This window comes from Dactylosporangium aurantiacum (genome assembly GCF_000716715.1).
GTDB classification, from domain to species: domain Bacteria; phylum Actinomycetota; class Actinomycetes; order Mycobacteriales; family Micromonosporaceae; genus Dactylosporangium; species Dactylosporangium aurantiacum.
In genome coordinates, this window is the sequence record NZ_JNYJ01000002.1 from 267,030 (window position 1) to 293,459 (window position 26,430).

12 protein-coding genes are annotated in these 26,430 nt (G+C 67.7%); 9 read left to right on the forward strand and 3 right to left on the reverse strand.

The window, feature by feature from the left end; all coding sequences use genetic code 11:
- Positions 1-163: 163 nt before the first annotated feature.
- Positions 164-1,381, forward strand: coding sequence for a hypothetical protein (locus OP18_RS03420; RefSeq protein ID WP_033357169.1), 1,218 nt, complete (start codon positions 164-166; stop codon positions 1,379-1,381).
- Positions 1,378-3,825, forward strand: a complete 2,448-nt coding sequence (locus OP18_RS51990) for an Hsp70 family protein (protein WP_052386166.1) — start codon at positions 1,378-1,380, stop codon at positions 3,823-3,825. Before OP18_RS03420 ends, OP18_RS51990 begins: the two co-directional genes overlap by 4 nt.
- 34 nt (positions 3,826-3,859) lie before the next feature.
- Here OP18_RS51990 and OP18_RS61720 read toward each other — a convergent pair whose 3' ends face one another.
- The gene (locus OP18_RS61720; protein WP_081970268.1) at positions 3,860-4,126 is read right to left on the reverse strand and encodes a helix-turn-helix domain-containing protein; all 267 of its coding nucleotides are present in this window, start codon (positions 4,124-4,126) and stop codon (positions 3,860-3,862) included.
- A 679-nt stretch (positions 4,127-4,805) separates the two neighbouring features.
- On the opposite strand from OP18_RS61720, the gene OP18_RS51055 reads away from it, so the two are divergent.
- A complete protein-coding gene (locus OP18_RS51055) occupies positions 4,806-5,993 on the forward strand; it encodes a recombinase family protein (protein ID WP_162189738.1) in 1,188 nt (395 codons plus the stop codon).
- A 338-nt stretch (positions 5,994-6,331) separates the two neighbouring features.
- Positions 6,332-8,179 carry a hypothetical protein gene (locus OP18_RS03440; RefSeq protein ID WP_156089266.1) on the forward strand — a complete coding sequence of 616 codons (1,848 nt, stop codon included), beginning with the start codon at positions 6,332-6,334 and terminating at the stop codon, positions 8,177-8,179.
- 527 nt (positions 8,180-8,706) lie between these two features.
- Here OP18_RS03440 and OP18_RS03445 read toward each other — a convergent pair.
- Positions 8,707-9,906, reverse strand: coding sequence for a response regulator (locus OP18_RS03445; protein ID WP_033357171.1), 1,200 nt, complete (start codon positions 9,904-9,906; stop codon positions 8,707-8,709).
- Positions 9,903-12,935 carry an ATP-binding protein gene (locus OP18_RS03450; protein ID WP_156089267.1) on the reverse strand — a complete coding sequence of 1,011 codons (3,033 nt, stop codon included), beginning with the start codon at positions 12,933-12,935 and terminating at the stop codon, positions 9,903-9,905. The genes OP18_RS03445 and OP18_RS03450 overlap by 4 nt, the downstream gene beginning before the upstream one ends.
- An 842-nt stretch (positions 12,936-13,777) precedes the next feature.
- On the opposite strand from OP18_RS03450, the gene OP18_RS03455 reads away from it, so the two are divergent.
- The 5 genes from OP18_RS03455 to OP18_RS03475 all read left to right on the forward strand — a co-directional run bounded on the left by OP18_RS03455 (position 13,778) and on the right by OP18_RS03475 (position 26,329).
- Positions 13,778-15,544, forward strand: a complete 1,767-nt coding sequence (locus OP18_RS03455; protein WP_033357173.1) for a S8 family serine peptidase — start codon at positions 13,778-13,780, stop codon at positions 15,542-15,544.
- A 10-nt stretch (positions 15,545-15,554) separates the two neighbouring features.
- Positions 15,555-16,556, forward strand: coding sequence for a ComEC/Rec2 family competence protein (locus tag OP18_RS03460; RefSeq protein ID WP_033357174.1), 1,002 nt, complete (start codon positions 15,555-15,557; stop codon positions 16,554-16,556).
- Between the two features lie 153 nt (positions 16,557-16,709).
- Entirely contained in the window at positions 16,710-17,858 is a 1,149-nt protein-coding gene (locus tag OP18_RS03465; RefSeq protein WP_033357175.1) for a serine/threonine-protein kinase, read from the forward strand.
- Positions 17,859-17,909: 51 nt separating this feature from the next.
- On the forward strand, positions 17,910-20,864 hold the full coding sequence (locus OP18_RS03470) for a DEAD/DEAH box helicase (RefSeq protein ID WP_245635240.1): 2,955 nt from the start codon (positions 17,910-17,912) through the stop codon (positions 20,862-20,864).
- On the forward strand, positions 20,861-26,329 hold the full coding sequence (locus tag OP18_RS03475) for a hypothetical protein (protein WP_033357176.1): 5,469 nt from the start codon (positions 20,861-20,863) through the stop codon (positions 26,327-26,329). The genes OP18_RS03470 and OP18_RS03475 overlap by 4 nt, the downstream gene beginning before the upstream one ends.
- The last annotated feature ends 101 nt before the right edge of the window (positions 26,330-26,430 follow it).

Here is a 26,430-nt window from a genome sequence, read left to right on the forward strand (position 1 = left end):
GGTCCGCTGGTCGCGGTTGCACCGTCTTGCGTGCCGTGTCCGGCGGCAGTACTGATGCCCGGTTCGCTCGCCGGGCGGCATGCTCACAGCACCGCGCTGAGTTCGCCCACCGGTTCCCTGGAGGTGCACGTTGCAACAGCGTTCTGAGACGATCCCGTCGGCCTTGGCCGACAGAGCGGCCCTGGTCCGGCGTACGGAGTGGTGGCTGATCCATCAGGGTCTGCCGAAGTTCGTGACGAGGCAGACGTTGCGCACCCACACCCTGCCGCGCATGTTCCCGCTGCTGCTGCTCGTCCTGCTCCTCATGGTCGTCCCCATCGAGGACTGGCGCACGGCGGTCGCCGTGGCCACCGTTGTGCCCGCGGCGATCTGGTTGATCGTCACCCGGGCCGGGCGGCGGCCGCCGCCGGTACTACCGCGCTGGCTGGCGGTACTGCTCGTCGGCGGCTACGTGGCGGCGCCGATGGGCCTGGCGTCGCTTGGTGTCGCGCTGGACCCCGGCGCGTTCGGTGTCACGCCCGGCGCGGTGGGCCAGGCCGAGGTCGCCTTGAGGATGGCACTGAGCCTCGCCCTGATCGTCGCGGTCGCCAACGTTTGCACCCGCTACGGCGTGGTGTCGCTGGTGCTGCACTCGCTCCGGCACCTGGTCGGGGACCTGCGCAACAGCTTCGGTCTGCTCGGCCGGGCGCTGCCGACCCTGCTGTTCATCATCATCTTCCTGTTCTTCACCGCCGACATCTGGGTGCTGGCCAGTCACCTGTCCACGCGGCGGCTCGTCGCGACGCTGGCCGTCTTCACCGCGGTCACGTTCTTCGCGATCGCTGCCCGGCTGCGTGAGGAGCTCAACGCCATCGAGCAGTCCACCGCCCCCGACCGGCTCGTCGCCGCCTGCGCGCGGACCCCGCTGGAGGCGGTCGCACCGGACCTGGCCCCCGTTGCCCGGCTCACCGGGCTGCGTCGCACCGAGATGCTCAACATCCTGTTCATCCTCGGCACCCGCCAGCTCATCCGCGCCGCCGTCGTCGGCGTCGCGGTGTTCGCGTTCTTCATCGTCTTCGGGCTCATCGCCGTCAACCCCGACACCGCCAAACAATGGATCGGCGCCGATCCCGAAGCGTCCGGCCTGGTCCACGCCGTACCGGCGACGATGGTGACGGTGGCGGTGCTGCTGGCCGGGTTCAGCGTCATGTACTTCGCGGTGTCCTCGATGACTGACAGCGAGTACCGCCAGCGGTACTTCGCCGGCATCCTGGGCGACATCAGTCGCGTCATCGCCGTCCGCGCCGTCTACCTGGCCCTGCAGCACCTGCCCGCACCGGACCCGCCGACGATCGACACCGCGACCACCCAACGCCTCTGGAGCGGATCGGCGGCGCAATGAGCGAGCCGACGACACCACGACACACCACACCGACCGGCGGCTCCCGGGTCGGCATCGACTTCGGTACCTCCAGCACCGTGGCCGTCCTGCAGCGACCCGATGGCTCGTGCACCCAGCTGCTGTTCGGCGCATCGCCGCTGCTGCCCTCCGCCGTATTCGCCACCCCGGACGCGACCCTGCTCACCGGCGACGACGCCGAACAGGCCGCCGCCACCGAGCCCGCCGGGTTCGAACCGAACCCGAAACGCCGCATCGACGACGGCACCGTCTGGCTCGGCGAACGCGAGCTCCCGGTCACCGACCTGATCGGCGCGGTACTCGCCCGGGTCATCCACGAAGCACACCGGGTCGCCGCCGGCCCCATCAGCGAGGTCGTGCTGACCCACCCGGCCAGCTGGAGCGCCACCCGCCTGGCCGTGCTCGTCGAGGCCGCCACACGCTGCGGCAACAGCGATGTGCGGCTGGTTGCGGAGCCGGTCGCGGCGGCCGCCTACTTCACCACGGTGCTGGGCCGGTACCTGCGCCCCGGTCAGTGCCTGCTCGTCTACGACCTCGGCGCCGGCACCTTCGACGTCAGCGTCGTGCGGCGGACCTCCGGCGGGTACGACGTCGTCGCCGCAGACGGCCTGCCCGACGTCGGCGGCCTCGATCTGGACGCCGCCGTCATCGACCACGTGCGCACGCTCAACCCCGGCGGCGCCGACGCGTGGGGACGGCTCGACTGGCCGCAGACCCCGGCGGACCGTCGGGCCCACCATGCTCTGTGGCGGCACGCCCGGGCTACCCGGGAACGGTTGTCCCGCCACGCCACCGCCGACCTGCACGTGCCACTGCTGGACGCGGACCTGCACCTGACCCGCGACGAGTTCGACAAGGTCGCCCGAGCGCATCTGGAACGCACCGTCGAGCTCACCGTGGCCACGCTGCGGGCGACCGACACCGCGCCGCAGCACCTCGCCGGGGTGCTGCTTGTGGGTGGCGCCAGCCGGACACCGCTCGCCGCAACCCTGCTGCACCGCGCGCTGCGCCACCCGCCGACCGCGATCGACGAACCGGAACTCGTGGTCGCCAAGGGCAGCCTGCACAGCCGGACGGCGGCACCGCCGAGCGCCCCGACGGTCCCGGCTCCGGCCGTCCCCGCCGCCCGCAGGCACCCTTCCCCGATTCCCGCCGCATCCGGCACCGCCGAGCCCACCGTAGAACCCACGGCCAAGCCCACCTTCGCAGCCGACGCCGGGGTCGACGCCTGGGTCGCCGCACCGATGCCACCGGCTGCGGTGGCGACCCCGGCACCGCCGTCCGAGCCAGTGGCGACCCGGGCCGCCGCGCCCGCCGTGGCGGCCGGGAGCGCTCCGATAGCAACCGCATCCCGACGCCGGCGACGTCGGATGATCGTGGCTGCGGCCGTTACCGTTGCGGCGATCGCGGCGACCGCCGTGATCATCGTCTGGCAGCGGGACACCGACCCACCGCGACGGCAGGCCACCGGCGGATCGCCTGCAGCGGCCGTGTCGGTATCGGCGAGCGCGCAGCCGACTCGCTGGCAGGCCGTCACGACGCTGACCGGCCACCGCGGCGAGGTCTTCGCCGTGGCGTTCAGCCCGGACGGCAGCCGCATCGCCACCGCGGGAGTCGACGGCACGGTCCGGCTCTGGGACATTACGGGCACCGCGTCCCGACCGCCACTCACCAGCGATCAGCCCGTCCACGCAGTCGCCTTCAACCGCGTCACCGGCATGCTGGCCGGCGCCGGCGCGGCCAACACCATCCAACTGTGGAACCCCATCTCCGGCGAGCCAATGGGCCGCGCGCGGTCCGGTCACAGCGACACGGTGCTGGCGCTGGCGTATAACCGCGACGGCAGCGTCCTTGCCAGCGCCGGCTCAGACCGCACGGTGCGGCTGTGGAACGGTGTCACCGGCGAGCCGATCGGTCGGCCGATCACCGGTCACGGCGACTACTGGGTGTGGACCGTCGCGTTCAGCCCCGACGGCGGCACCCTGGCCAGCGGCGGTGCGGACGACACCATCCGGCTGTGGAACCCTGCCACCGGCAGACCGGTCGGTGAGCCTCTCACCGGCCACACCGACTCGCTGCTGTCCGTCGCGTACAACCACGACGGCACCGTCCTGGCCAGCGGCAGCGCCGACGCCACCGTGCGGCTGTGGAACCCTGCCACCGGCAGACCGGTCGGTGAGCCTCTCACCGGCCACACCGGCGCCGTCTGGAGCGTGGCCTACCGGCCCGGCGGTAGCATCCTGGCCAGTGGCGGTGCCGACCGCACCGTGCGGCTGTGGGACACCGCCACCGGCAGACCGGTCGGCGAACCACTGACCGGCCACACCGACGAGGTCCGAGCCGTCGCGTTCAACCAGGACGGCACCCTGCTCGCCTCCGCTAGCGACGACGGCACGGTCCGGCTCTGGCAGGCCCGACAACCCTGACCAGGCCGTCCTGTCGGCCACCGCACCCGACAACTCAGCGACCGAACCCCGCCTCCCGGGCCCGGATGATGGCTTCCGCTCGCCCCGCGACCTGCAGCTTTGTGAAAATCGCCGACGTGTGGTTGCCGACGTTCTTGGCCCACAGACCAAGACGGCCGGCGATGGCGGCGTTGGTCAGGCCGCCCGCGACGAGGTCGAGCACCTCTCGTTCGCGGGGGCCGAGTTCGGTGAACGCCGGTTGTGCGGCCGGCCGGGGCGGTGAAGTATCGCAGGCGGACGCTGCGCAGCAACATCCCGACATAGCCGGCGACCGCGGTCGGCTGCCGGTCGGCGTGCGGATCGTCGTCAGCTGGTCCGCCGACCACGATCAGGGTATCGACCGGTTCGCCGTGGTATGGGATCGGCATCTCCAGCCGCACGGTACGCGCCGCGCGGCCGGCGGGTACGCCGTCCGCGGGGCGTGGCCACGCCCCCGCCGGGACGGCCGGTGCCGTGCTTGCGGGCCGGATCTCGACCTGGTCCGCGCCGAGGCCGGTGGCGAGGAGCCGGGCCGCTCGTCGAGGACGGTCGGCCGTTTGGATGCTCGACAAGCTCAACACGCTCATCGACGACTCGAAGTAGAGGCCGAGCACCGGCCGGGGATGTGCCCCGGCCGGCCGAGCCGTCGCAGCGGTCGAGGTCAACGCGGCTCCGCGCTCGCCCCTGTCGCCGAGAACCGGATCGAGGCACCCTGGATCCGCCGGTCCGGCGAATTCGCCGGTTCGGGCTGGAGCCGGATGGCGGCACGCCCACGGATTGGTTCTGAGCTCGGTGTGAACACGCGCCGATCGGCTCGACTCACACTCAGCGCCTTGGTCGGCTCCTTCTCCAGATCAGGACGGCCTCTTTGGTGAGCGAGCGGCATGCTTCGGAGGTGTTGGGTGAGTCAGTCCCGGTCGGTGGAGCGGTCGCGCCGGCGACGACCTGATGAGCTTGGGCTGTTGCGGTTCGCGTTCTACGGTCGGGTGTCCACGGCCGACTTCCAGGAGCGGGATTCGTCGCGGCGGTGGCAGCGGGATGTCGCCGAAGACCTCGTCGACGGTCACGGCCGGATCGTGGCCGAGTTCTTCGACGTCGATCGGAGTCGGCGGCTGCCGTGGCGGGATCGGCCGCAGGCGGCATTGTTGCCGGCGGCGATCGCTGACCCGGGCCGTGGCTTCGATGCGGTGGTAGTGGGGGAGTACGAGCGGACGTTCTACGGCGATCAGGTGTTGTCGTTGCTGCCGTTCCTGCAACGTCACGGTGTGCAACTGTGGTTGCCGGAGGCGCACGGCCCGGTCGATCCCGGTGAGCCGGCGCACCGGGCGTTGCTGATGCTGCTCGGGGCGCAGTCGAAGCGGGAGGTGTTGCGGGCGCGTTCGCGTGCGCTGGCGGCGATACGGGCGCAGATCCGTGACGAGGGCCGGTTCCTCGGCGGCCGGCCGTTGCACGGGTACCGGCTTGTGGACGCCGGCCCGCGTCCGAACCCGATGCATGCGAAGTGGGGTCGGCGGTTGCGGCGGCACGACGTCGATCCGGTGACCGCGCCGACGGTGCGGCGGATCTTCGCGGAGCGGCTGCGAGGCAGCAGTGTGTCGCGGATCGCTGCGATGCGGAACGCGGACGGGGTGCCGTGCCCGTCGCAGGCCGATCCGGGCCGCAACCGTCACCGGGCCGGGGATGGGTGGGGTTTGACGACGGTGCAGGCGATCCTGGCGAACGTGAAGTACACCGGGCGGCAGGTCTGGAACCGGCAGCCCGCGCATCACACGCCGGCGGGCCTGCCGGGACCGTTCAAGACGCAGCGGTGGGCCAGGACGAGCGATTGGGTGATGTCCAAGCAGCTGGCCCATCCGGTGCTGGTGTCGGAGGCTGACTTCATCGCGGCGCAGGAGATCACCGCGCTGCCCGCCCCGGCGTGTGGCGGTGTCCGGAGATATCAGCTGGTCGGCTTACTGCGCTGTGGACTGTGCCGCCGTCGGATGGAGTCCTGCTGGTCGCACGGGCGGCCGGCGTACCGCTGCAAGCACCGTCATTCCAGTGCACGGCCCAAGGGGCACGGGCCGGTTGCGGAACCTCTACGTCCGAGAGGACCGAATGATCGTGGCCCTTCGCGCGCTACTGCACGAGCAGCAGAACGAGGACCCTGAAGGTCAGCCGGTCTGGATGCTCGCCCGCCATCTTCGCGAGCACCAGCTCGTGGTGTCCTGCAGCGAGACTTCCTGCCTGGTTCAGGCGGAATATTCGAATTAACCCTCCTGCGCGGAGATGTCTGCGCGCAGGGGCTAACGTGTCGAAGGGGGGATGTGAACCCCCACCCATAGCACCCCTGCACGAAACAGGGGTTCATGCGTTGACAATATGGAATCTGCTCCGTTCGATCAACAGTCTAATCCCTCTGTGTGCAGACCGGTTTCGACAGATAGACGACGAAGCGGAGGCGGTCCGGCGGCAGCTTCGCAGAGTTGCGTGCGGCTAGTCTGCCGACGTGAACAGCTTGAGTAGCGGCCAACCGATGGCGGTTCCGACACGGACCAGCCGGGAGGTCTGGGACGGCCTGCGCGAAGCCTATGGTCTTGATCCGACCGGCTACGACGTCGATCTCGCCGATCTCATCAGAGACGAGCTGGGGCTGGGAGCTGGGGACATTGACGTACTTCTCGGTCGATACCAAGTCTCGATCGAAGCGTTGCTGGACGTCGTCCTGCGCAGTGTCCTGCCATTTGCGGGCATGCTGACCGACCTTCTGCGCATGTTCGAGCAGGCTGCGGCGACACGCGCGGACCGTGCGAACCTGCTTGTCTCGTACGACTTCGGCGGTGCCGACGGCGAGTGGACGTTCTTACTCGACACGTTCCGGACGTGGGTCGAGACCGTCGGCTCGGTCGTTTCGCTCGCTCGTGTGCCTCAATGGACCCCGGACCAGCTCGCGCTCCTACATGGCGCTGTCAGGGCGTACACCGCTGGCGAACACCCGCTCTCGGCGACGGTGGCCGTCTGGAGCGAGGAGTACGACCAAGGCCGCTGGCCCTATGTGCTTCCGGTGCTGCCGCAGACCGGCGACAACGACTTGGACCGGCAGGTGCGGTCCGCACGGTCGATGGTGGCCGCTTTCATCGAGCTGTGCCGTAGCCAGGGGGTGAACCGCGCGGCCCTGCAGCAGGTCGAACCGGACAGCATGCTCGCCCGCTATGATCACGATCGATGGCCAGAGGAAGTGCTGCGTGGGCTGGATCGGCTGGTGGCGGCCCACAGCGTTGGCTCGGGCCTCGACGCAGCCCTGCTGACTGCACGGCTCGCCAACGCGACACGACCGGCTGGCGCCGCCGACGTCGAGCGGCTGATGCCGTCGATCGAAGAGGTGCTGAGCCTTCCAGCGTGGAAGAAACGCCACGAGCTCTATGCAGCGTGGATGCTGACGCTGATCGTCGATGCGGCAGGGCCGAAACTGGCGGCACTGCACCCGACCCCCGACGGCAAGCTGAGTTTCTCCTTCGCGGGGAGCCACGTAGCGACCATCACGACCCACCGGTACGGTCCGGTGTTTGTGATGGCTGAACTGAGATCGCCGTTAGCGAGACCGGTCGGTCGCGGTCGTAAGGCCGGCATCCAGCCCGACTACGTACTGGTGACGCCACCGGTCACTGCGGCATCCAGCGCGATCGCGGTGATCGAATGCAAGCAGTATCGGCGGGCCAGCCCAACGAACTTCGGCTCGGCCCTGCGCGACTACGCTGCCGGTCATCCCAACGCACGCGTGCTGCTGGCCAACTATGGGCCAGGGCAAGCCGCGATCCTGGACCGGGTACCGCTGCCAGACCGGAGCCGCTGCGTGCTCCTACCACATCTGCGACCGGACAACGCGCAGGAGCGGCAACGGTTGCGGACTGAGTTGAGGCAAGTGCTCGACTTGGACCCTGTTCAGGTGTCCATATCCGCCGATGGCAGCGCCTGGGCAACGGTGCAGTTGAGCTGGACACCAGATCCGATGGATCTCGACTTGCACGTCAGCGGCTGTATGGAGGATTCCGATTTGCCGTGGAAGATTGACTTTGAAAATCGTGGCTCCGCAGAGTCGCACCCTTTCGCCTGGCTTGACCGTGACGTGATCGACGGGTCGGAACCCGAGACTGTCACCGTGACCAGGCCGGCAGAGTTCACCATCGTTGTCAAGCAGTTCAGCGACCGCGGGACGCTGGGCGGCAGCGCCGCTCGTGTGTCGATCACCACGCCGATCGTCGACGTCGTCCTCAGCTATCCGCCGAGCCGCGACCCTTATGCCCGCGAATGGCTTGTCGGCGAGGTCCTATCAGACGGTTCGTTGGTTGTTGGCTGACTTCCAACGCTGCCAGTACGGCCGGCAACCCACCGCGACCCGCTGCAGTCCAGCCGCCTTCCACTTCTGCCGAATGTGTACTCGAGTAGGCGCGGAAATACTGTTGGCGAGACTCGCTCGGCGCACGCCGGTCGCAGGTTAGCGTCGTTCCCGGACGGGGGGCGAGGGCGGATGCTGATGTTGCTGGTTTTGGGGAAAGATCCGCGCCTGACCGTGTGGGCGTTGGCGGCACGCCGCCGTTAGGCGGCGGCGGGACGTTCAGGAGCGTCTTTTCGTCAAACGATCGGCGCTGGTACGTCGGGCGGTTGGTGGATGGTTGACCAGCCGGCGAGAAAGACGCGTCGCCGCAATAGGTCTTGTCACCAGCTCTACGGCTGTGCTTTTCGGGGTCAGCTTTCAGTGAGTCGGTGCCTGCGCGATTTGCCGCGGCAAATAGCCCGGGGTCTGAGGGCGACCTTCCGCAGTAGCCCTTGGCAGGTGGTGCGGTCGGCCTATCGAGTCAACGGGCGGACGTCCTTGAGGAAGCCCTACGGAGCGGCCCAAAGCAGGACGGACGCCCACGTCCCCGGGCCGGTCGCACCAGCACCGTCACCGTTGGCGGCAGAATAGCGTAGTGGCGTGTCGGGTGCCGGGCCGCTGGCCGTACGCTCGGCGCCGTCGAACAGGAGGCAGTGCGCAGTCTCGGGACCGCCTGGCATCCGAGTGGCCATCCACGGTTCCATTGGTAGCGGCGGGTGGTCCGGATGAGTCAGGACCGGCGCTCTGCTGACGAGGGGAAGATCCGTGTATAGCGTTTCCGGGATGGGATGCCCCGCGCCGCGCGCTTTCAGCGCCTCAATGGCGAAGCGCTCGCCGTCGTAGATCATCGAGAGCGGCACGGCAATCTCCGCCCGCCACGCTGACAAGGCTCGGTGCGCGAAGCGGCGCAGGAGCGTGTCTAGCCCTTCGTCGTGTTCGCCGTTACCTGCGGCACGGCCGTGCGCGATGTCGTTGCGCACGGAGACGAAGTGCTGGAGCGTCTGCTGACTCCTCCGGTCTGGGGTGAGGTACGCCCACAGGCGCTTGAAGTCGGGTCCTGCGTTTGGCAATTCGTCCAGCGCGAGGCAGACGTTGAGCCAGGTTCCCATGCTCGGGGCGCCGAGCTGCTGCGCCCGTACGCGCCTCAGGATAGTTGGCGGCGTTCCGGCCAGCCCTACAGTTGCTGCGAAGCGGAACACAGACTCCAGGACATGCAACCCTTCGAGAAACCTTTTCTCAGGGTCGGTGGTGCGCAGGTAACGGTCGAAGCGGTACGCCATCGGCGTAGGCAGCTGCCGTGAGGCTTGGTTCAGGGCATCGGCCCGCTGGTCGCCGACGGCGACGGCACAGCGCTCGGCGAGCTCATCGCCCGCATTGTCCTTGTCCACCCAGTCGCGCGCGCCGAGCCGTAGCGCCCGGGTAATCTGGTGGGCCGCGCCCTCACCCGAGAGAGCAACCGCAGGGATGCTCCAGCCGCCGCGCTGCAGCTTCTCAAGCAACCAGAGACCACCCCAATGGTCTGGTGGCATCTTCATGTCGACAAGGAGAAGGTCCAATGGCCGGTCGACGATAGCGGCCAGCGCAGCCTCTCCGTCAGATACGAAGCGTAGGCGGGCGCCGGCCTTCTCCAGCGGCTTGCAGATGGATCGGGCCACGTCGGGCTGATCGTCGGCGACGAGGACGAGCGTTCCGTCGAGATCGTCGGTCACAGGTCCTCCTGCGTGACGGTGGGTGCGAGCGGCAGGGTGATGTGCCAAGTGGTGCCGGTGGGTGACGGGACCGCGGTGAGCCGTCCGCCGACGCGGCGGAGCAGCGACTTAACGCCCACGAGGCCGAGTCCATTGCCGCCTGGCTTGGTGCTGCGAACACGTCGACCAGCTTCGAGCGCTTGTGCCACCTCGGGCGGCAGTCCTGGGCCGTCGTCGTGCAGTTCTATCGTCGCCTCGTATACGTTGGCCGTCCAATCGAGCGAGATCGAGCCGCCGTCAGGCATCGCCTCGACTGCGTTGCGCATCAGGTTGTCCAGTGCCGCCGTGAGCGTTGAGCCGTCGACCGCGATGTCGAGGACTCGGTTGGCTGGCGGGACGCGCAGCGCGATCTCGGCAGGTAGCCATCCGATGGCGGCTGTTCCGTACCGGCGTAGGTAGTTACCGAGCTCCGTCCGGCCCTCATCGTCCGGCGCCCGCTCCAGCAGCGAGGCGGCTACTCGGACGTTCAGTGCGATTACCTTGGCTGCTGCAAGGTGCCGCTCGCCGGCGAGCCGCTGCTCAAGGCGCGCGACGGGGTCCTCGGGCAGGTCTGTGATGGCTTGCCTGGTTGCTGTCAGCTGGTTCTTGAGATCGTGCAGAAGGTCTGCAATTCCGGCCCGGTAGGGCTCGGCCTTGGGACGCCTCGCGGCGAGTACTGCGGCCAGGATCGGCCCAGGGGCCGACTCCAGGGCGGCGTGGGTAACGGCTATCTCGATGCCGTCCGGCACCGGTGTTAGCGTTGTCGTTGCGGTGACCACGGACCACAATTTGCACACCCGTTCGACCTTGGCCGGGTGGGGGCGGGGTCCGTCAACGGTTCTGACCAGGACGCGAACTGGGCTGCCGCGCGTCAGTGACACCGCCACGGTGGCGTCCCGGCCGAGCATGGTCCGCAGGGCCGCGTCCAGCACCGCTCGCTCGCGTCCGTCGACGATGGCGCCCGACATCTCCGCAGCCGTCACGCGACCGCGATACAGCAGGCGCCACTCTTCGGCAGCTTCGCTCAGGTCGCCACCCAGGTCGTCGGCGCCGAGGCAGCGGTACACGTTGCACAGCTGGATCAGCTCGTTGACGTAACTGGATTTGACGCCGGTCGGGCGCTCTATCCGCTCAATGGTGTACAGCGACTCCGTAAGCCATTTGTCGAGAGCCTGACCCAACGAGACGTCACGTTCTAGCACGGTGCGGAAGAGTTCTTCCAGCCGCGGCTGGCTGCCGCTCATAGTTTCGTGGCTTCGGAGCGCTGTGTCCGCGTTGCGTGCCCAGCGCGTCAGCCGTTCCTGAGAGGTGGCGAGGTGGGTGCCGAACAAGCGGAATCGGCTCCACGTCGTCGCTGCGACCGGGGTGTCGACCAGCACGGCGGCCTGGTGGGCGAGCAGGAAGTCTGCGAGCGCGCGATCGGTGGCGGGCCAGCCCTGGATCCGTTCGAGGAAGTCGGGCTCGGCGAGGGCATCAAGGACTCTCATGATCGCCCCGGAGGCGTCGTGCTTTGAGCGGACCTTGGAGTGGGCCTGCGGTCCCGTCAGAGTCGTTTGGACGCCGAGTGCATCGCTGATGAGCGTGGTTGTGGTGATGTAAACCGTGGCGTGGTGTGGACCCGAAACGTGAAACTCGCGCTCCACTCGAAGACGCAAGGCGTTGGTATGCTGCTGCAAGATCGTTGTTGGATCGGCGTCGTAAGGACTGGCTGGGGCCATCTCCGCGAGGACAGCGTCCCACTCCGCTGGCCACACTTGCACGAGGCTGGGCGGGTAGCCGGAACCGACAAAGATCGCGCCGATTGTGGCCTGGAAGGCGGTTGCGGCCATCTCCGGGGAGACGCCGACGGCTTCCTGCCCGGTGCCGAGCAGTAGGCCGGGACGTGCGCCGGTGAGGTCGAAAAGAGCCGCGTACCCGTCATTGTCGAGGTTACGGAAGGTGTACTCGGCCGGCGGCTGGCAGACGACGTGGCGGACCGAACCCAGGGCGTGCTCGTACATCGCGGCGCAGGATCCGACAAATGCCAGCGCGCTGTTGTCCCGCTGGTCGGCAGCGTGTAGCTCTGGGCGGTGTTCGTAGGCCCACGACGAGTGGACGAACGCCTGAGACACAAGGCCCGCCGTCTCGTTCGGTAGTGCGAACAGCTTCAGCAGTCGGCGGACCTGGACAGTATGAGGGGCGACGCCGGTCAGCATCTTGGGCGCCGGGCGCGTCAAGGGGGGCTTCGGCACGGCGACCAGCGCCTCCGGCATGTGCCGCTGAAGGTAGTCAAGGGAGGCGGCCTGAAGCGCCGACTTCTTGCCCGATCCGCCACCGCTGCCACTTCGCCCGCGCAGGTCCGTGACCCGCGCACGAAACCAGGATCTGTGATCGGCTCCCTCGCGCTCGACCGTCACCGTCAGCCCGCCCGTGCCGAACTTCGCCTCCAGAAACGACTTCGGGTTGCGCGCGGCCGGACTGACATCCTGGCCATGCATAATCATGACGTCGCCCAGCAGGTCCGCGGCGATGTCGGACCGGCTAGCCAGGCAAAGCACTCCGATCAGCTGCCGGCCGAGGTCGGCCGAGACCTTCGCTGGGACCTGGCCACCGGCGAAGCTCTTCCCCAGCGCCGCCGAACGCAGCAGCCACGGCTGCGCGGCCGCCCAGCCGGGAAGGTTGCTCATGATGTTCGCGACGGCATCGCTGAGCGCACCAGCGGACGCGCTGGGCATCCGACGGTAGGACTCGACACCTGCCTGGCGATGGACGAACGTATGTCCGAGGGCCCGTAGCCCGTCCAGCAGCCCGGTCGTCATCCCGGGCAGGTCGGTGGTGTTCTCGTAGAGATAGGTCCGGTGGGTGAGTCCTACGCCGATGGCGCTGACAAGCGCTGCGCTGGGCACGGTCAGGCCTATACCGCGCAGGTGTTGCAGCGCCGGAGCGATCCGATCGCCCGGGTCCCGTTGGTCCGCGAGTAGGCCGAGGGCGGCATCTCGTCCGGTCACCATTGCGGTACTACCGCCCTTCACGACAGAGCACGCTACACGGCAGCATCGCGTCGCACCGATGCCCGGGTTTCTCGAGGCGGAGTCTGCCCTCCAGGTACCGAAGCGGGTACGCGTTCGGCATGCCAGGGAGCGGCACTTCCGGTACGGAAGCGTCTACACCAACCACCTCGATCGGGACACTCCTCCTGGCTGCGCTTGGACCCTGGGCCTTCCCCAATATATCGAAAGATCACGCGCTACCAGCAGTTTGAAAAGGCAAGCTCCGCAGCTCGTATGCGCCTGCGGCGTCGACGGCGCCGTATGTCGCCACGAAACAGCGATCCTGCTTCCGACGTTGATGAGGCTGTCCAGCACTCAGCGGGCGATCCGTTAGTGTTCCTCGCGACCGCGGTCGGGCGCTTGCATGCGAACGAAGGGGATGGTGCGTTCGACGACCTCCCCGATGGTCGGTGCCGCAGTCGAAGTCTAATCGGATGGTGACATGGTCGATGATCGTGAGTGCAATTTCCGACATCTGTTACACCTGAACGTCAGCCCACGCCAGCCGTGCCTTTCGGGTGTCGACGTCATGCAGAGGTGCCGTGCATGACAGTGCCTTCAGTCGACGCGTCAGTCCGTCATCGACCGGCCAGTCGATCGACAGCGCTGATGGCCCACTCGACATGCGGCCGAGAGTACCGGGAATGTCTTACAGTGACGAGCCCGTAACCGATTTGATGGCTGGTGTTCGTCGTTCGGCTCATTCGGTCCGACCTACTGGTCTGGCCTATCCACGCCTACCGCTACGGTAACTCGACCGCGATAGATGGGTGTCGGGGGGGTCGGCTCGGCGGTTTTGAACCCTGATGTTGAACGGAGGTCCAGTGGATCGCAAGCGGCTTGCGCGACTGTTCTACGGCGCCGGTCAGGTCGCGTACCCTTGGGCGACGGAGTGCCCGGTCAAGTTCGACGTGTGGTTCGAGCTTGCCCGTCGCGAGCGTGGAGGCGCAGAGAAACGCGCCGACCTCATCCTCTCCGTCCACGAGGAGCACGGGGTGCGGCGAGTGCTGGATGTACTTCGCGAAAACGGCCTCTTCGCGACGGCGCAGCCAATCGCTGCGGGCAGCTTCGTCGCCGCACGGCTGACGTTAGCCGAACTTGTCCGCGTGATCCTGCCGATGACGAGCATGGCGAGCCTGATCAGTACCAGTCAGCGCCTCCAACAGTGGCTGCCCGATCTTGTCGGCTCGTTGGCTGAGGAACGGGCCGAATTGTTCCGGGATGAGGCGAAACCGGCCCGCAGTGTGGAGTCCAGCGAGCAGTTGCGGTGGTTCCTCAAGCTGCTCCATGCGGTGGTCCAGGCGGCACGGCCGTCCACAACTGAGGGGCAGGCGCCGGTCGATCTTGTTCCGGTGTCGTACGTGGTTGCGAGGCTGTTGCACGACGCCGTAATGCCACCCGAACGGCGGCGACTCAAGGACACAGACGACACTCTGGACCGGCGCCGTGAGTATCCGATCATCGCAGTGACGATGAACCGGCCCGCGACCGCCGCGGTCACCCGGTCGCGGGCAACGGTGAAGGCGGATGCGGCGGAGCAGCTCTTCTCCGTGGACTGCAGCGCGATCGGCTGGGCGGTCGTCGATAGCGGCATTGACTCCTATCATCCGGCGTTTCTGAACTGGACCGAACGCGAGGGTGCCTGGGAGCACGACGCATCCAGAGTCGTGCGAGCGTTCGACCTGGTCGACGCCCGCAAAGCGCTCGCTCAGAGCGCCGGCACCGGGGCGATCGACTGGTCGCGGGCGTTGCCCGAGGTCGAGATGTTCCTGCACGAAGACGGCGACTGGCCCCGGGGTCACGAGCCGCAGCGCGGATACAAGGTGCCGACGGATCGGCACGGAACCCATGTCGCCGGTGTGCTCGGCGGGTTCTGGCCTGACCAGGGCCTGAAAGGCGTATGCCCCAACATCCGGCTGTACGACTTCCGCGTGCTCGACCACCGCGGTGCCGGGAACGAGTTCGCCGTCATCGCGGCGTTGCAGGCCATCCGGCACATCAACGGGGAGGCCGGCAGGCTTGTCATCGCCGGGGCGAACCTCAGCCTGGCCGTGCCGCACGATGTCACCGCCGACGCGTGCGGCTGGACGCCGGTGTGCATCGAGGTCGAACGTCTCGTCCGCTCCGGCGTGGTGGTCGTCGCCGCGGCGGGAAACTCCGGGTTCGTCGGCGCCACCCAGACACTCGGCGCCGACTACCGGGGCATCAGCATCTCGGACCCCGGCAACGCGGACTCCGTCATCACCGTCGGCTCAACACATCGCAGCAATCCCCACCGGCACGGCGTGAGCTACTTCTCCGGCCGGGGCCCGACCGCCGACGGCCGGCCGAAGCCTGACCTCCTCGCGCCCGGCGAGGACATCGACGGTCCGGTACCGCAGCACGGCATCGCCGCGATGCACGGCACCAGCCAGGCGGCCGCGCACGTCAGCGGAGCAGCAGCGATGCTGATCGCCCGGCATCGGGAGCTGCTCGGACGGCCGGAGCGGGTGAAGCAGGTCCTCTGCGCGACCGCCACCGACCTCGGCCGGGAACGGTCGTTTCAGGGCCACGGCCTGGTCGACGTCCTGCGCGCGATGCAATCGATCTGAGCTGGCGCCGGTGCTGACGTTGGAGTTCCTGGACGCCGGGCACGGCGACTGCTGCCTGGTTCACTGGCAGTCCGGTCGTCGCAGCATGCTGATCGACGGCGGCCCGGCCGGCACCTGGGAGCGGGTGCTCCGCGCACGGCTGACCAACCTGCGGTGGCCGCTGGAAGCGGTGTGCGTCACCCACATCGACGACGACCACATCGCGGGCGTACTCGGGCTGCTGGGCACGAACGTGCGAGCGGTCAGAGACGACCAGGGCGCGATGCCGTTCAAAGTGGAACGTCTGTGGTTCAACGGCCTTGACCTGCTCCAGGCGCCGTTGCCGCCTTCGGTCGACGCCGTCAGCGCGGCGAGCTACCAGCAGGGTCGGGAGCTGATGAGCCACGCACGGCAGCTGCGGCTGGAGGGCAATGTGCCGTTCGGCGGCTCACTGACGTCTGGCAGGGAGGCGGAGCTGCATGGCCTCACGATCACGGTCGTCACGCCGGGACGGCTGGCGCTGGAGCGGCTCGCGGTCCAGTGGCGGGCCAAGTCTCCCGACGACCCGGCGGTGCAGGGCGCGGGGTTCACCGACCGCAGCATCCCGAACCTTTCCAGCATCGGCCTGCACCTCGCGGGCCACGGACAGACGGTCCTGCTGACCGGCGACGCACGTGGCGACGACATTCTCGACGGCCTGCAGGCGACCGGTCTCATGCCGGACGGCGGACTGCACGTCAACGTGCTCAAGCTGCCGCACCACGGCAGCGCCAACAACGTCGCGCCGGAGTTCTTCACGGCCGTGCGCGCCGACCACTACGTCATTTCCGCGGACGGCAAGCACGGCCATCCGAGTGTGGCCACGCTGCGGTGGCTCGTCGAGTCACGTCCCGCCGACGCCGCCTACACCGTGCACGTCACCAACACGATCCCGCACGCCGCCGCCGCGCTTGCCGATCTCCAGCGCGACCGCCGGCTCGCCGTCTCCATCCAGCCGGGCACCCTCATCGAACTGGGTGTTGATCACCGGTAGGGGCGCTCGGTGCCGCCCACTGCGGTCAAGCGATTGACGAACCGGACAGCGGTTCACGCACCGTACGGGGGGTCGTACGGAGGGGTGCTGATCGGGCAGACTGTCGCGGAGTGAATCAAGGAGTGACCGACCGGGAAGGAACGGTAACGACGCGTGGATGACATTCCGGCCCAGGTCGGCCGCTACACGGTCGCGCGGCGGCTCGGCGCGGGCGGCATGGGGGAAGTCTTCCTGGCGTACTCCCCGGCCGGCTCGCCGGTAGCGGTCAAGGTCATCCGCGGCGATCGGCTGGACGCGAGCACCAGAGCCCGGTTCGAACGGGAGGCGCTCATCGCCCGCACCGTGATCGGCACCAACCGGGTCGCCCGCTTCCTCGACGCCGACCCGTACGCCGACCGCCCGTGGCTCGCCATGGAGTACGTGCCCGGCCACACCCTGCTGCAGCACGTCGACGAGCACGGCGCGCTGCCGTTGCCGCTGATCGCGAGCCTCGGCGCCCTGCTGTGCGAGGGGCTGGAAGCCGTTCACGCGGTCGGCCTGCTGCACCGAGACCTGAAGCCGCAGAACATCATCCTCGGCACCGACGGGCCGATGATCATCGACTTCGGGCTGGCGGCGTTCGTCGACGCGCCGCACGACTCCCTCTCGCACAGCGGAATGATCATCGGCACGGTCCGGTGCATGCCGCCCGAGCAGGCCGGCGGCAATCCGCACGTGACACCCGCCGCCGACGTGTACGCGCTGGGTACGGTCCTGCTGTACGCCGCTGCGGGCCATTACCCGTACGACGGCGTCCGGTGGGAGGCGATCGTCGCGAACGTGCTGAACCCCGAGACTGGCCCTGACCTCAGCGGCGTGGCGAGCGGCCTGATTCCGTTGCTGACCGCGATGCTGGCGCACGAGCCGCAGGCGAGGCCGGCCCTGGCGAACGTCGCAGCGACCTGTGCGGGTCTGCTGGCCGGGATGGGTGTCGCGCCGGCCGATGCTCGGCTCGCGTTGATCGCACGGTCTGCGGAGTCGTCCGCCGCGCGAGAGATCAGCCAGCAACTGTCCCCGTCGATCGAGGCGCGGCTGGATGCGTTGAACGCTCTAGATGACGCGACGGCCCTGGACAGCCCTCTGGACGTTCCGCCAGACACCGGCGAGGAAGAGGCAGAACCGGAAGCGCCGCCGACCCGGGAAGGCGCCGATGGGCAGCCTCCGGCTGGCACAGCCCGGGCGAAACGGCCGGGACGCCTCCCGGCATCCCGACGGGTGGCCGATGAGTTGCGGACCGCCTACGCGGCGCGATCGGCCCTGTAAGTAGGGTCGCCCAGGGGACAGGCACCGCACCAGCGAACGATCGGAGCAGCAGTGAGCGTCGAGGCCGCGACCGCCGGGATGAGCGGCCGGGCGGAGCCCGGGTTCCCGCCGGGCGCCCAGGTCCTGGTCCGGGACGAGCAATGGTTGGTCCGCAAGACCACACTGACCCGGCACGACGGGTGGATGGTCGAGGTCACCGGTGTGTCGCCGTTCGTCCGTGGTACCGACGCCGTGTTCTACCAGCGCCTCGACGACATCAGGGTGCTGGACCCGCGGCAGACAACACTCGTAGGCGACGACTCCCCGAACCACCGGCGGGCACGGCTGTTCCTCGAGGCGGTGCTGCGTAAGACCGCACTGCCGCAGACTGAGCACGGGCTCGCTCTGGCAGATGGCTTCCTGATGGACCAGCAGACGCATCAGCTGCGCCCGGCCGAGCTGGCGCTGTCGATGCGCAACCCGCAGCCGCGAATCCTGATCGCAGACGTCGTCGGCCTCGGCAAAACGCTCGAGATCGGCATCCTGCTCGCCGAGCTGATCCGGCGCGGGCGCGGCGAAAGGATCCTTGTCGTCACCCCACAGCATGTGCTGGAGCAGTTCCAGCGGGAGCTGTGGACCAGGTTCGCGATCCCGCTGGTGCGACTCGACTCGTCAGGAATTCAGCGGGTGCAGCGAGACATCCCGGCCGGCCGGAACCCGTTCGCGTACTTCAAGCGGGTGATCATCTCCGTCGACACGTTGAAGAGCGATCTCTACGCCCACCATCTCGACCGTACCGACTGGGACGCGGTCGTCATCGACGAGTCACACAACTTGCTCAACCGCGGCACCAAGAATAACGACCTGGCCAACCTGCTGGCCCGCCGAACGGACGCACTCGTCCTCGCGTCGGCGACCCCGCACAACGGCAAGGCGTCATCGTTCGCCGAACTCATCGGACTGCTCGACGAGGCGGCGATCGCGGACCCGGAGCAGTACGACCCGGGCGAGCTCAGCCATCTGTACATCCGGCGAACGAAGGCTTCGCCCGAGGTCCGCGACGGTCTGAAAGGCGCATGGGCCGACCGGGGACCGTCCCAGCCGATCCACGTGCCCGCCACGGACGCCGAGACCGCGGTGTTCGCCGAGCTGATCGAACGGTGGATCCCGGGCGATCATGCCGGCCCGTCCGTGAGCACCTCACAGCTCGTGCCGTACCGGCTGCTGAAGTCATTCCTGTCCTCGCACCGGGCGTTGCTGGCGACCATTGCCACCAGGCAGCGGACCCTGACCGCGTCACTGGAGGAAAAGCCGTCCGACCCGGCGGCGCGAGCGACCGAACTGGCGGCGCTCCACGAGCTGCGGACGCTCGCCGAACGGATCACCGACGACCAGGCCGCGAAGTTCTGCGCCCTGGTCGAGCAGCTTCGACAGCTCGGTGTCGGACCTGGGTCCGACACCAGGGTCGTCGTGTTCTCCGAAAGCATTCCGACCTTGACCTGGCTGGCCACGCAGGTGCCCGTGGCACTCGGTTTCCCGCGCGGCGCCAGCTCGGACGAACGCCGGCCGTGGCTGGCGTACGCCGGCGCCACCCAGGTCATGCACGGCGACTCCAGCACCGACGACGAGCAGCGCCGCATCATCGAACAGTTCGGGCTGCGCGACGACCCGGTGCGGCTGCTGTTCACCGGCGACGTCGCTTCCGAAGGCGTGAACCTGCACCAGCAGTGCCACCTGCTGATGCACTACGACCTGCCGTGGTCGCTGATCCGCATCGAGCAGCGCAACGGCCGCATCGACCGCTACGGCCAGGAGCACCCGCCACAGTTCCGCGCGCTGATCCTCACCTGTGATCTACCGTGGCGCGCCGATCCGGCCACCGGCCGGCCGCGCACGCTCGACGACCGGCTCGTCGGCGAGAAGCTTCTGACCCGCGAGGCGGAGGCCCACAAGATCGAGGGCACCGCCGAGGCGGTCACCGGACTGTACGGCGCCCAGAAGGAAGAAGACCGGCTCGTCCAGGACCTCATCGCCGGTCGGACCGTCGAGGAGTCCATCGAGACCTCCCATCAGGGCGCGGGGTTCCTCGCCGGGCTGCTCGGCCAGGTTGGCGCCGCCCCGGCACACCCCGACGTCGAACGAGCAGCGGTGCTGACCCTGTTCGACTCGACCGGGGACTACTTCGACGAAGCCCTGCGGCAGGTCTGCAGACCCAACCCTGAGGACCAGCTGTCGTTGCGCCGCGACGACGACGGCACCATCGCCTTCGAGCCGCCACCGGACCTGCTCTACCGGCTGCGCTCCCTGCCCCGCTCCTACCTGGAGGAGCAGCGCATCCTCCCGACGCGCACCGAACCGGGCCGCGTGCGGATCACATTCTCCAAGCAACTCGCCGACACCCGGCTGCAGGCAGCCCGGGAAAGCTCCAAGACGCAGTGGCCGAACGTCTCCTACATCACCGACGTGCATCCGGTGCTGGAATGGTTGACCGACAAGGTCCTCGTCGAGATCGGCCGGCACCAGGCGCCGGTGCTCGCCGCGACCGTCGACCAACCGGTCTTCCTGCTGCAGGGCATCTACTCCAATGCGCTCGGCCGGCCCACGATCGTGGAGTGGATGGCCGTTACCGGCCTCCCAGCCGACCCGGACACGGTGCCACTGACCCCGCAGCTGCTGGCTCACTACGGCCTGGGTCCCAGGATGCCCGGGCGGGCCGTCCCGTACGACCTGCCGGAGCTGACGAAGCTCGTCCCGGCGGCCGTCGACGAGGCGCGAAGGTACCTCGGCACGCGCGAGCACGAGTACCGGCAGCGGGTCGAGGCCAAGCTCGCCCCGTACCGCGATCGGGTCCAGGTATGGCAGCAACAAGCGCTGATCGCCGGACCGCGTCCCGACCGACGCGGCATCGACAGCACCGCCGACCGGCTGCTCAAGCTCGTCGCCTCCCTAGAGACCGCCGGCGAACCCATGCTTCGGGTGCTCGCCGTCCTGCAACCGCACATCGACACCACGGAGCCCGCTGGATGAGCGCCTACTTCGACTCGATCAGCAACCGCGGCGAGTACCTGTCGGCGCACTACTTCGCCGAACAACTCGGCGGCGACCTGAAAAAGGGCATCTTCGCCACCTGGGCCGGACGGGAAACCGACGAGCACGACCCGCGCAAGACGCCACGCGAGGCGATCCGCTCCCTTCGCGGGATCTACCTGCACGAGGACGTCCGCGGGTTCCTCGCCGCGCCGGTGCAGCGCGACGACGCGGCGCTGCGGATGTCGGCCTACGACGACCCGCAGTGGTGCAAGCGGCTCGCCGGCTGGCATCAGGACGTCCTGCGCGCGCTGGGCTACGACGCGGCCCCGACCGACCTGACGGTGCACCGCGCCGGCCGCGACCACACCGTCAGCGTCGCCTTCCACGGCCACGACATCGTCGCCGTGGACTGCGGCTGGGTCACGGACATGGACGCCGCCCTCGACCCCACCGGCGCCGACCGGCTCCTCAAGCCGTTGCGGGTCAGCGGCTCCGAACAGTACGAAACCGGCGCGGCGCTGGCCTCGTGGCTGTTCCAGAGCGAGCTCGGCGGCCCCGGCGGCTCCAAGCCGCGATTCGTGCTGCTGTTGCACGGTGGCGTGATCGTTCTCGCCGACCGCTACGCCTGGGCCGAGGGCCGGTATCTCGCCGCGAACCTCGACACCGCCCTGGAACGCAATGACCGGGCTCAGTACGGCGAACTGTCCACCATCGCCGCCCTCTTCAGCCTCGACATGCTGCGGCCCGGCGACAACGACCGGGCTCCGGCGATCGACGCGCTGCTCAAGGCCTCCACGTCGAACGCGGTCGGCGTCGACGCTGACCTGCGGCACGGGCTGCAGCGCTCCGTCGAGATCATCGCCAACGAGGTCCTGCACCGCATGGCCGATCCCGTCAACGACATCACCCCGGCGCAGATCCCCAGCCCGCGGATGCCGTTCGCACGGCGGCTGACCCGCGAGTCGCTGCGCTACCTGTACCGAATCCTGTTCCTGCTGTACGCCGAGGCCCGCCCCGAACTGGGCATCCTGCCCGCCGATGACGGCAGCTACGAAGCCGGCTACTCGATGGCCCGGCTCCGTGAACTGGTCGCCCGCGACGAGGAACTCGTCGAAGAAGAGGCCAAGAACGGCTTCCACCTGTACTCGTCGCTCGACGTCCTGTTCAACAAGGTGAACTTCGGTCACCGTGCCTACGGCACCGAACCCGGCGACGACCAGCCGGGCGACGACGAGCAGACCCGCGCGGAGAAGGCAGCCCGGCGCAGCGAGGACCTCGGTCTGCGGTTCGAACCGCTGCGCAGCGAACTGTTCGAACCGACCGCCATCCAGCTGATCGGCACCGGCACCGTCGACCCGCGCAGCGACGAGGAGGACTGGCCGCGCTGGCTCGACCTACGGCTGCGCAACGAGGCGCTGCACGCGGTGCTTCGGCTGCTCACCATGAAGAAAGGCGCCCGCGGCGAACAGGGCGGGTTCATCTCCTACCGTAACCTCGGCATCAACCAGCTCGGGGCCGTCTACGAAGGCCTGATGTCCTACACCGGCATCATCGCCGACGAGGAACTGTGCGAGGTCGCCAGGGGCGGTGACCCGGAGCAGGGCTCCTGGCTCATCCCGTCCCGGCGGCAGGACCAGTATCCCGACGGTGTCCTGGTCCACCACGACGAGCACGACGCCAGGCGCGGGCTGCGTGGCGTCAAGAAATACCCGGAGGGATCCTTCGTCTACCGGCTCGCCGGCCGCGACCGGGAAACGTCGGCGTCGTACTACACCCCCGAGTCCCTCACGAAGGTCACCGTCGAACTGGCCCTCAAGGAGCGCCTTGACCAGGACCGCGACACCGACGGCAACGTGATCAAGACACGCGCCGCCGAACTGCTGACCTACAAGATTTGCGAACCTGCGCTCGGCTCTGGTGCCTTCCTCAACGAGGCGATCAACCAGGTCGCCGAGGAGTACCTGCGCCGCCGCCAGGAAGAACTCGGCCGCTCCGTCCCGACCTCCGACCTGCTGACCGAGAAACAACGGGTCAAGGCGTACATCGCGCTGCACAACGCCTACGGCGTCGACCTCAACCCGATGGGCGTCGAACTCGCCGAGGTCTCCCTATGGCTCAACACCATGCATCCCGGCATGCGAGCCCCGTGGTTCGGGCTACACCTGAGGCGTGGCAACTCACTAATCGGTGCCCGCCGCGCCGTGTACGCAGGGGACGACGTCTCCTCGCCGGCGAAGGAATGGCTGAAAGCCAGGGGCGGTTTCGCGCCGACCCCGCTGCCGTTCCAGCACAACGGTGCGCAGCAGCCGCTGCCGGACGCGGCCGTCCACCAGTTCCTGCTGCCGAGCCCGGGCTGGGCCGCGGTCGCCGGCAACACCGAGGCGAAGAAGCTCGCACCGGACGCCGCCCGAAACCTCGCCGCCTGGCGTAAGGGGATCCTGCAGCGCCCCGCCCGCAGCAGCGCCCATGTCAACAAGGACGGCAGCCGCAAACTGCTGCCGAACCGGCAGCCGAAACCGGAACTGCCGTCGCAGTTCACCCGGCTCCGCGACGCCGCCCGGCGGGTCGAATACCTGTGGTCGCTGGTCATCAAGCGCATGGAGATCTCGGAGCGTGAAGTCGCCCGCCACATCCAGATCTGGGGCGCCGACGCGACCGACCCCGAGTACAGCTTCCTGCACCGGCCGCAGCACGCGATCCCGAAGGAACAGGTCCTCCGTGACCTCTTCAATGCCGTCGACACCCCGTACTGGCGGCTGAAGCACATCATGGACGCCTGGTGTGCCCTGTGGTTCTGGCCTACAGACGAGGCAGCTTTGCTGGACGGCACCGCGGCCGAATACACCGCGCCGGCGCAGATCATGGAGACGGAGAGCGTCGCCGAACTCCTCGGCGGTATTCCGCTCCCCGAAGCCGTTGATGCGCCGCCGGAACCGCCGGCCCACGAGGTTGCGCCTGCGTTGGCGCCAGTGCGCTACCGGGCCGTCGCCCTGTTCCCGGTCGACGGCGAGCAGGGCTCGTTTGAGGACCTCGACTGGGGCGTCGACCAGGACACCGCGATCCAGGAGAAGAAGCCACGCCCAGCGGCATCCAAGAAGGCGCCGAAGCGACCGGCGCTTCGACCTACCATCCCGCTCAAGGACCTCGACGACTGGCTCGACTTCCTCGAGGCCATGCTCGGCATCGACGACGCGCCAGGGACGTTCGTGGAGGGCTACGGCAACCTCGACGACATGAAGAAGCTCGAAGACATCCTGCCGGAGTTCATGGGCATGGACACCGCGGATCCGGAGAGCCGCTTCCCGTGGCTCCGCGTCGTCCGCGACATCGCCGACCGGCACGGCTTCCTGCACTGGGAGTTGGAGTTCGCGTCCACGTTCGCGACCCGCGGCGGCTTCGATCTTCAGGTTGGCAATCCGCCATGGGTCCGACCTGTTTGGGATGAGGCCGCCGTTCTGGCTGAGCGCGAGCCGTGGTTCGTCCTCACTGACAAACCAATGGCCGCTGAACGAGCGCAACGTCGAACTGTCCAGCTTGCTAATCGGACGGTACGAACGTTCGTCATGAATGAGCTAAATGAAGTCGTGGCGATTGCCCGTTTCCTTTCCGACTCGTCGGTGTACCCGTTATTGGCGGGCTCTCAGCCTGATTTGTACCGCGCGTTTATGTGCCAAACCTGGACCAACATGGCTGATTCTGGATCAATTGGACTTCTGCATCCAGACTCTCATTTCAGCGGTGAGAATGATGGCCCGTTGCGAGCGGCTTCCTACAGTAGGTTGCGCGTACATGGCGACTTTGTAAATGCTGGGAACAGATTCTTTCCTCACCCGGTTGGCCGACACACGCATTTCGGTGTACACGTGTACGGACCTCCCGGGAATATAGGGTTTAGTCATCTCTCCTGGCTGTTCTCTGCGGAAGCGCTCCGCTCGTCAGCTAACCATGACGGTACCGGCGAGGATCCCGGTGTTCGGTTCAACGGTTCATGGGATGAGCGGCCACATCTCAAGAGGGTCGTCCATATTTCCAGGGAGGTTTTGTCGAAATGGCGCCTCCTGTTCGGCGAGAGTCAGCGTCCAGTCGAAGAGACGGCACTGCTCTCTCCAGTCAGCACTGCTGAGGCTGCGGCTATTGAGGCACTTGCCCAATATCCCGTTCGTGCCGGTGCGTTCGCTCTTCAGATTACCAGTGGGCTGCACGAAACCGGTGCCAGGGAGGCGGGATTGATCGAGTTCGCCCCCGTCGAGTCCTCCGATTCGCTGAAGCCGCACATTAGTTGGGAAGAGGTCATCCTCAAAGGACCGCAACTGGGTGTCGCTAATCCGATGTTTAAGCAGCCGAGCCAGAACGTTGGGCGCCGCGAAGTTTTGGGCCTGAACCTATCCGAGTTGAGTGCAAGCGCAGTTCCCGAGTCTGAGTACACATACGTTGTCGGACGCGACGTTTATCTCCGCGCCCACGACATCTGGCTCGACCGCGAGTCGATTGTTGGCGCGTCGGAGGGGTCCGATCAGTCGGATTTGGCTAAAAAGGATCGCGGCGAAGTTTACAGCGGTACGCCTGCATCTGCGGTGCCCGAAAGTGTCGATGCCTCGCTGAAACGGTATCCTCGACGACCCTGCGTTGACTTTTACCGACTTGCCTGGCGAAGTATGATTGCGCCAAATACTGAACGCGCACTCTATGCCGCATTGATTCCCCCTGGGCCTTCGCATATTCATGGAATTCATAGCCTCGCTATGCCTTCGCTTCGTCATACTGCATTGCTTGCAGGGTTTTGGCACGCGCTCCCAGTTGACTACTTTCTCCGGGCAACGGGAAGAGGTCACCTCCTTGTCGGTGGAGTGAAAACGATGCCGGCGCCGGACCTACATCACCCTTTGGCATCGGCATTGCTGCTGAGAACCCTACGATTGAACTGTCTAACCAGCGCGTATTCGAAGCTGTGGTCCCGGCTCTATGAACCCTCCTGGCATGATTCTGAGCGTTGGGCATGCGTTTGGCCAGGCATGTCTGAGCTCCATGGAATTGGGCATGACTGGGAGTACGGGACTCCACTAAGGTCGGAGCGCTCCCGGCGTGCAGCCTTGGTAGAGATTGACGCGCTAGTGGCCGTTTGGATGGGCATCTCAGCTGACGCGGTCGTCGCGATGTATCGGGCCCGTTTTCCAGTCCTGCAGGACTTTGAGGCCGTGACATGGTTTGATGCCGCGGAGCGCAAAATAGCAGGAAATCGATATGCCGTTGGGCATGGCCAAGGCAGGGATGACTGGCTGCAATTCCTTGAGTACCTGCGCAATCGAGAGTCGCTGGTGCCGGACGGATACACGCCGCCGTTCTACAAGGCCGACCGTGAAGGGGAGATGCGCGCTGCACACGCGGTGTTCCAGGCACGCCTCGACGCTGCCGTCGCGCGAGGCGAGTGGGATCCGGTGACCCGCCGGATGGTGGCGTCGTGAAGCCGACCCTGCAGGCGCGGGCGCTGAAAGAAAGCCTGCTGCAGTACCTGTCCACGACAGTACCTGTCCACGACGTACGCCCTCGCGGACGAGGGGGCCCG

Coding starts and splice junctions, on each gene's coding strand:
- OP18_RS03475 (WP_033357176.1), top strand. CDS start 20,861: ATGAGCGCCTACTTCGACTCGATCAGCAACCGCGGCGAGTACCTGTCG.
- OP18_RS61720 (WP_081970268.1), bottom strand. CDS start 4,126: ATGTCGGGATGTTGCTGCGCAGCGTCCGCCTGCGATACTTCACCGCCC.
- OP18_RS51990 (WP_052386166.1), top strand. CDS start 1,378: ATGAGCGAGCCGACGACACCACGACACACCACACCGACCGGCGGCTCC.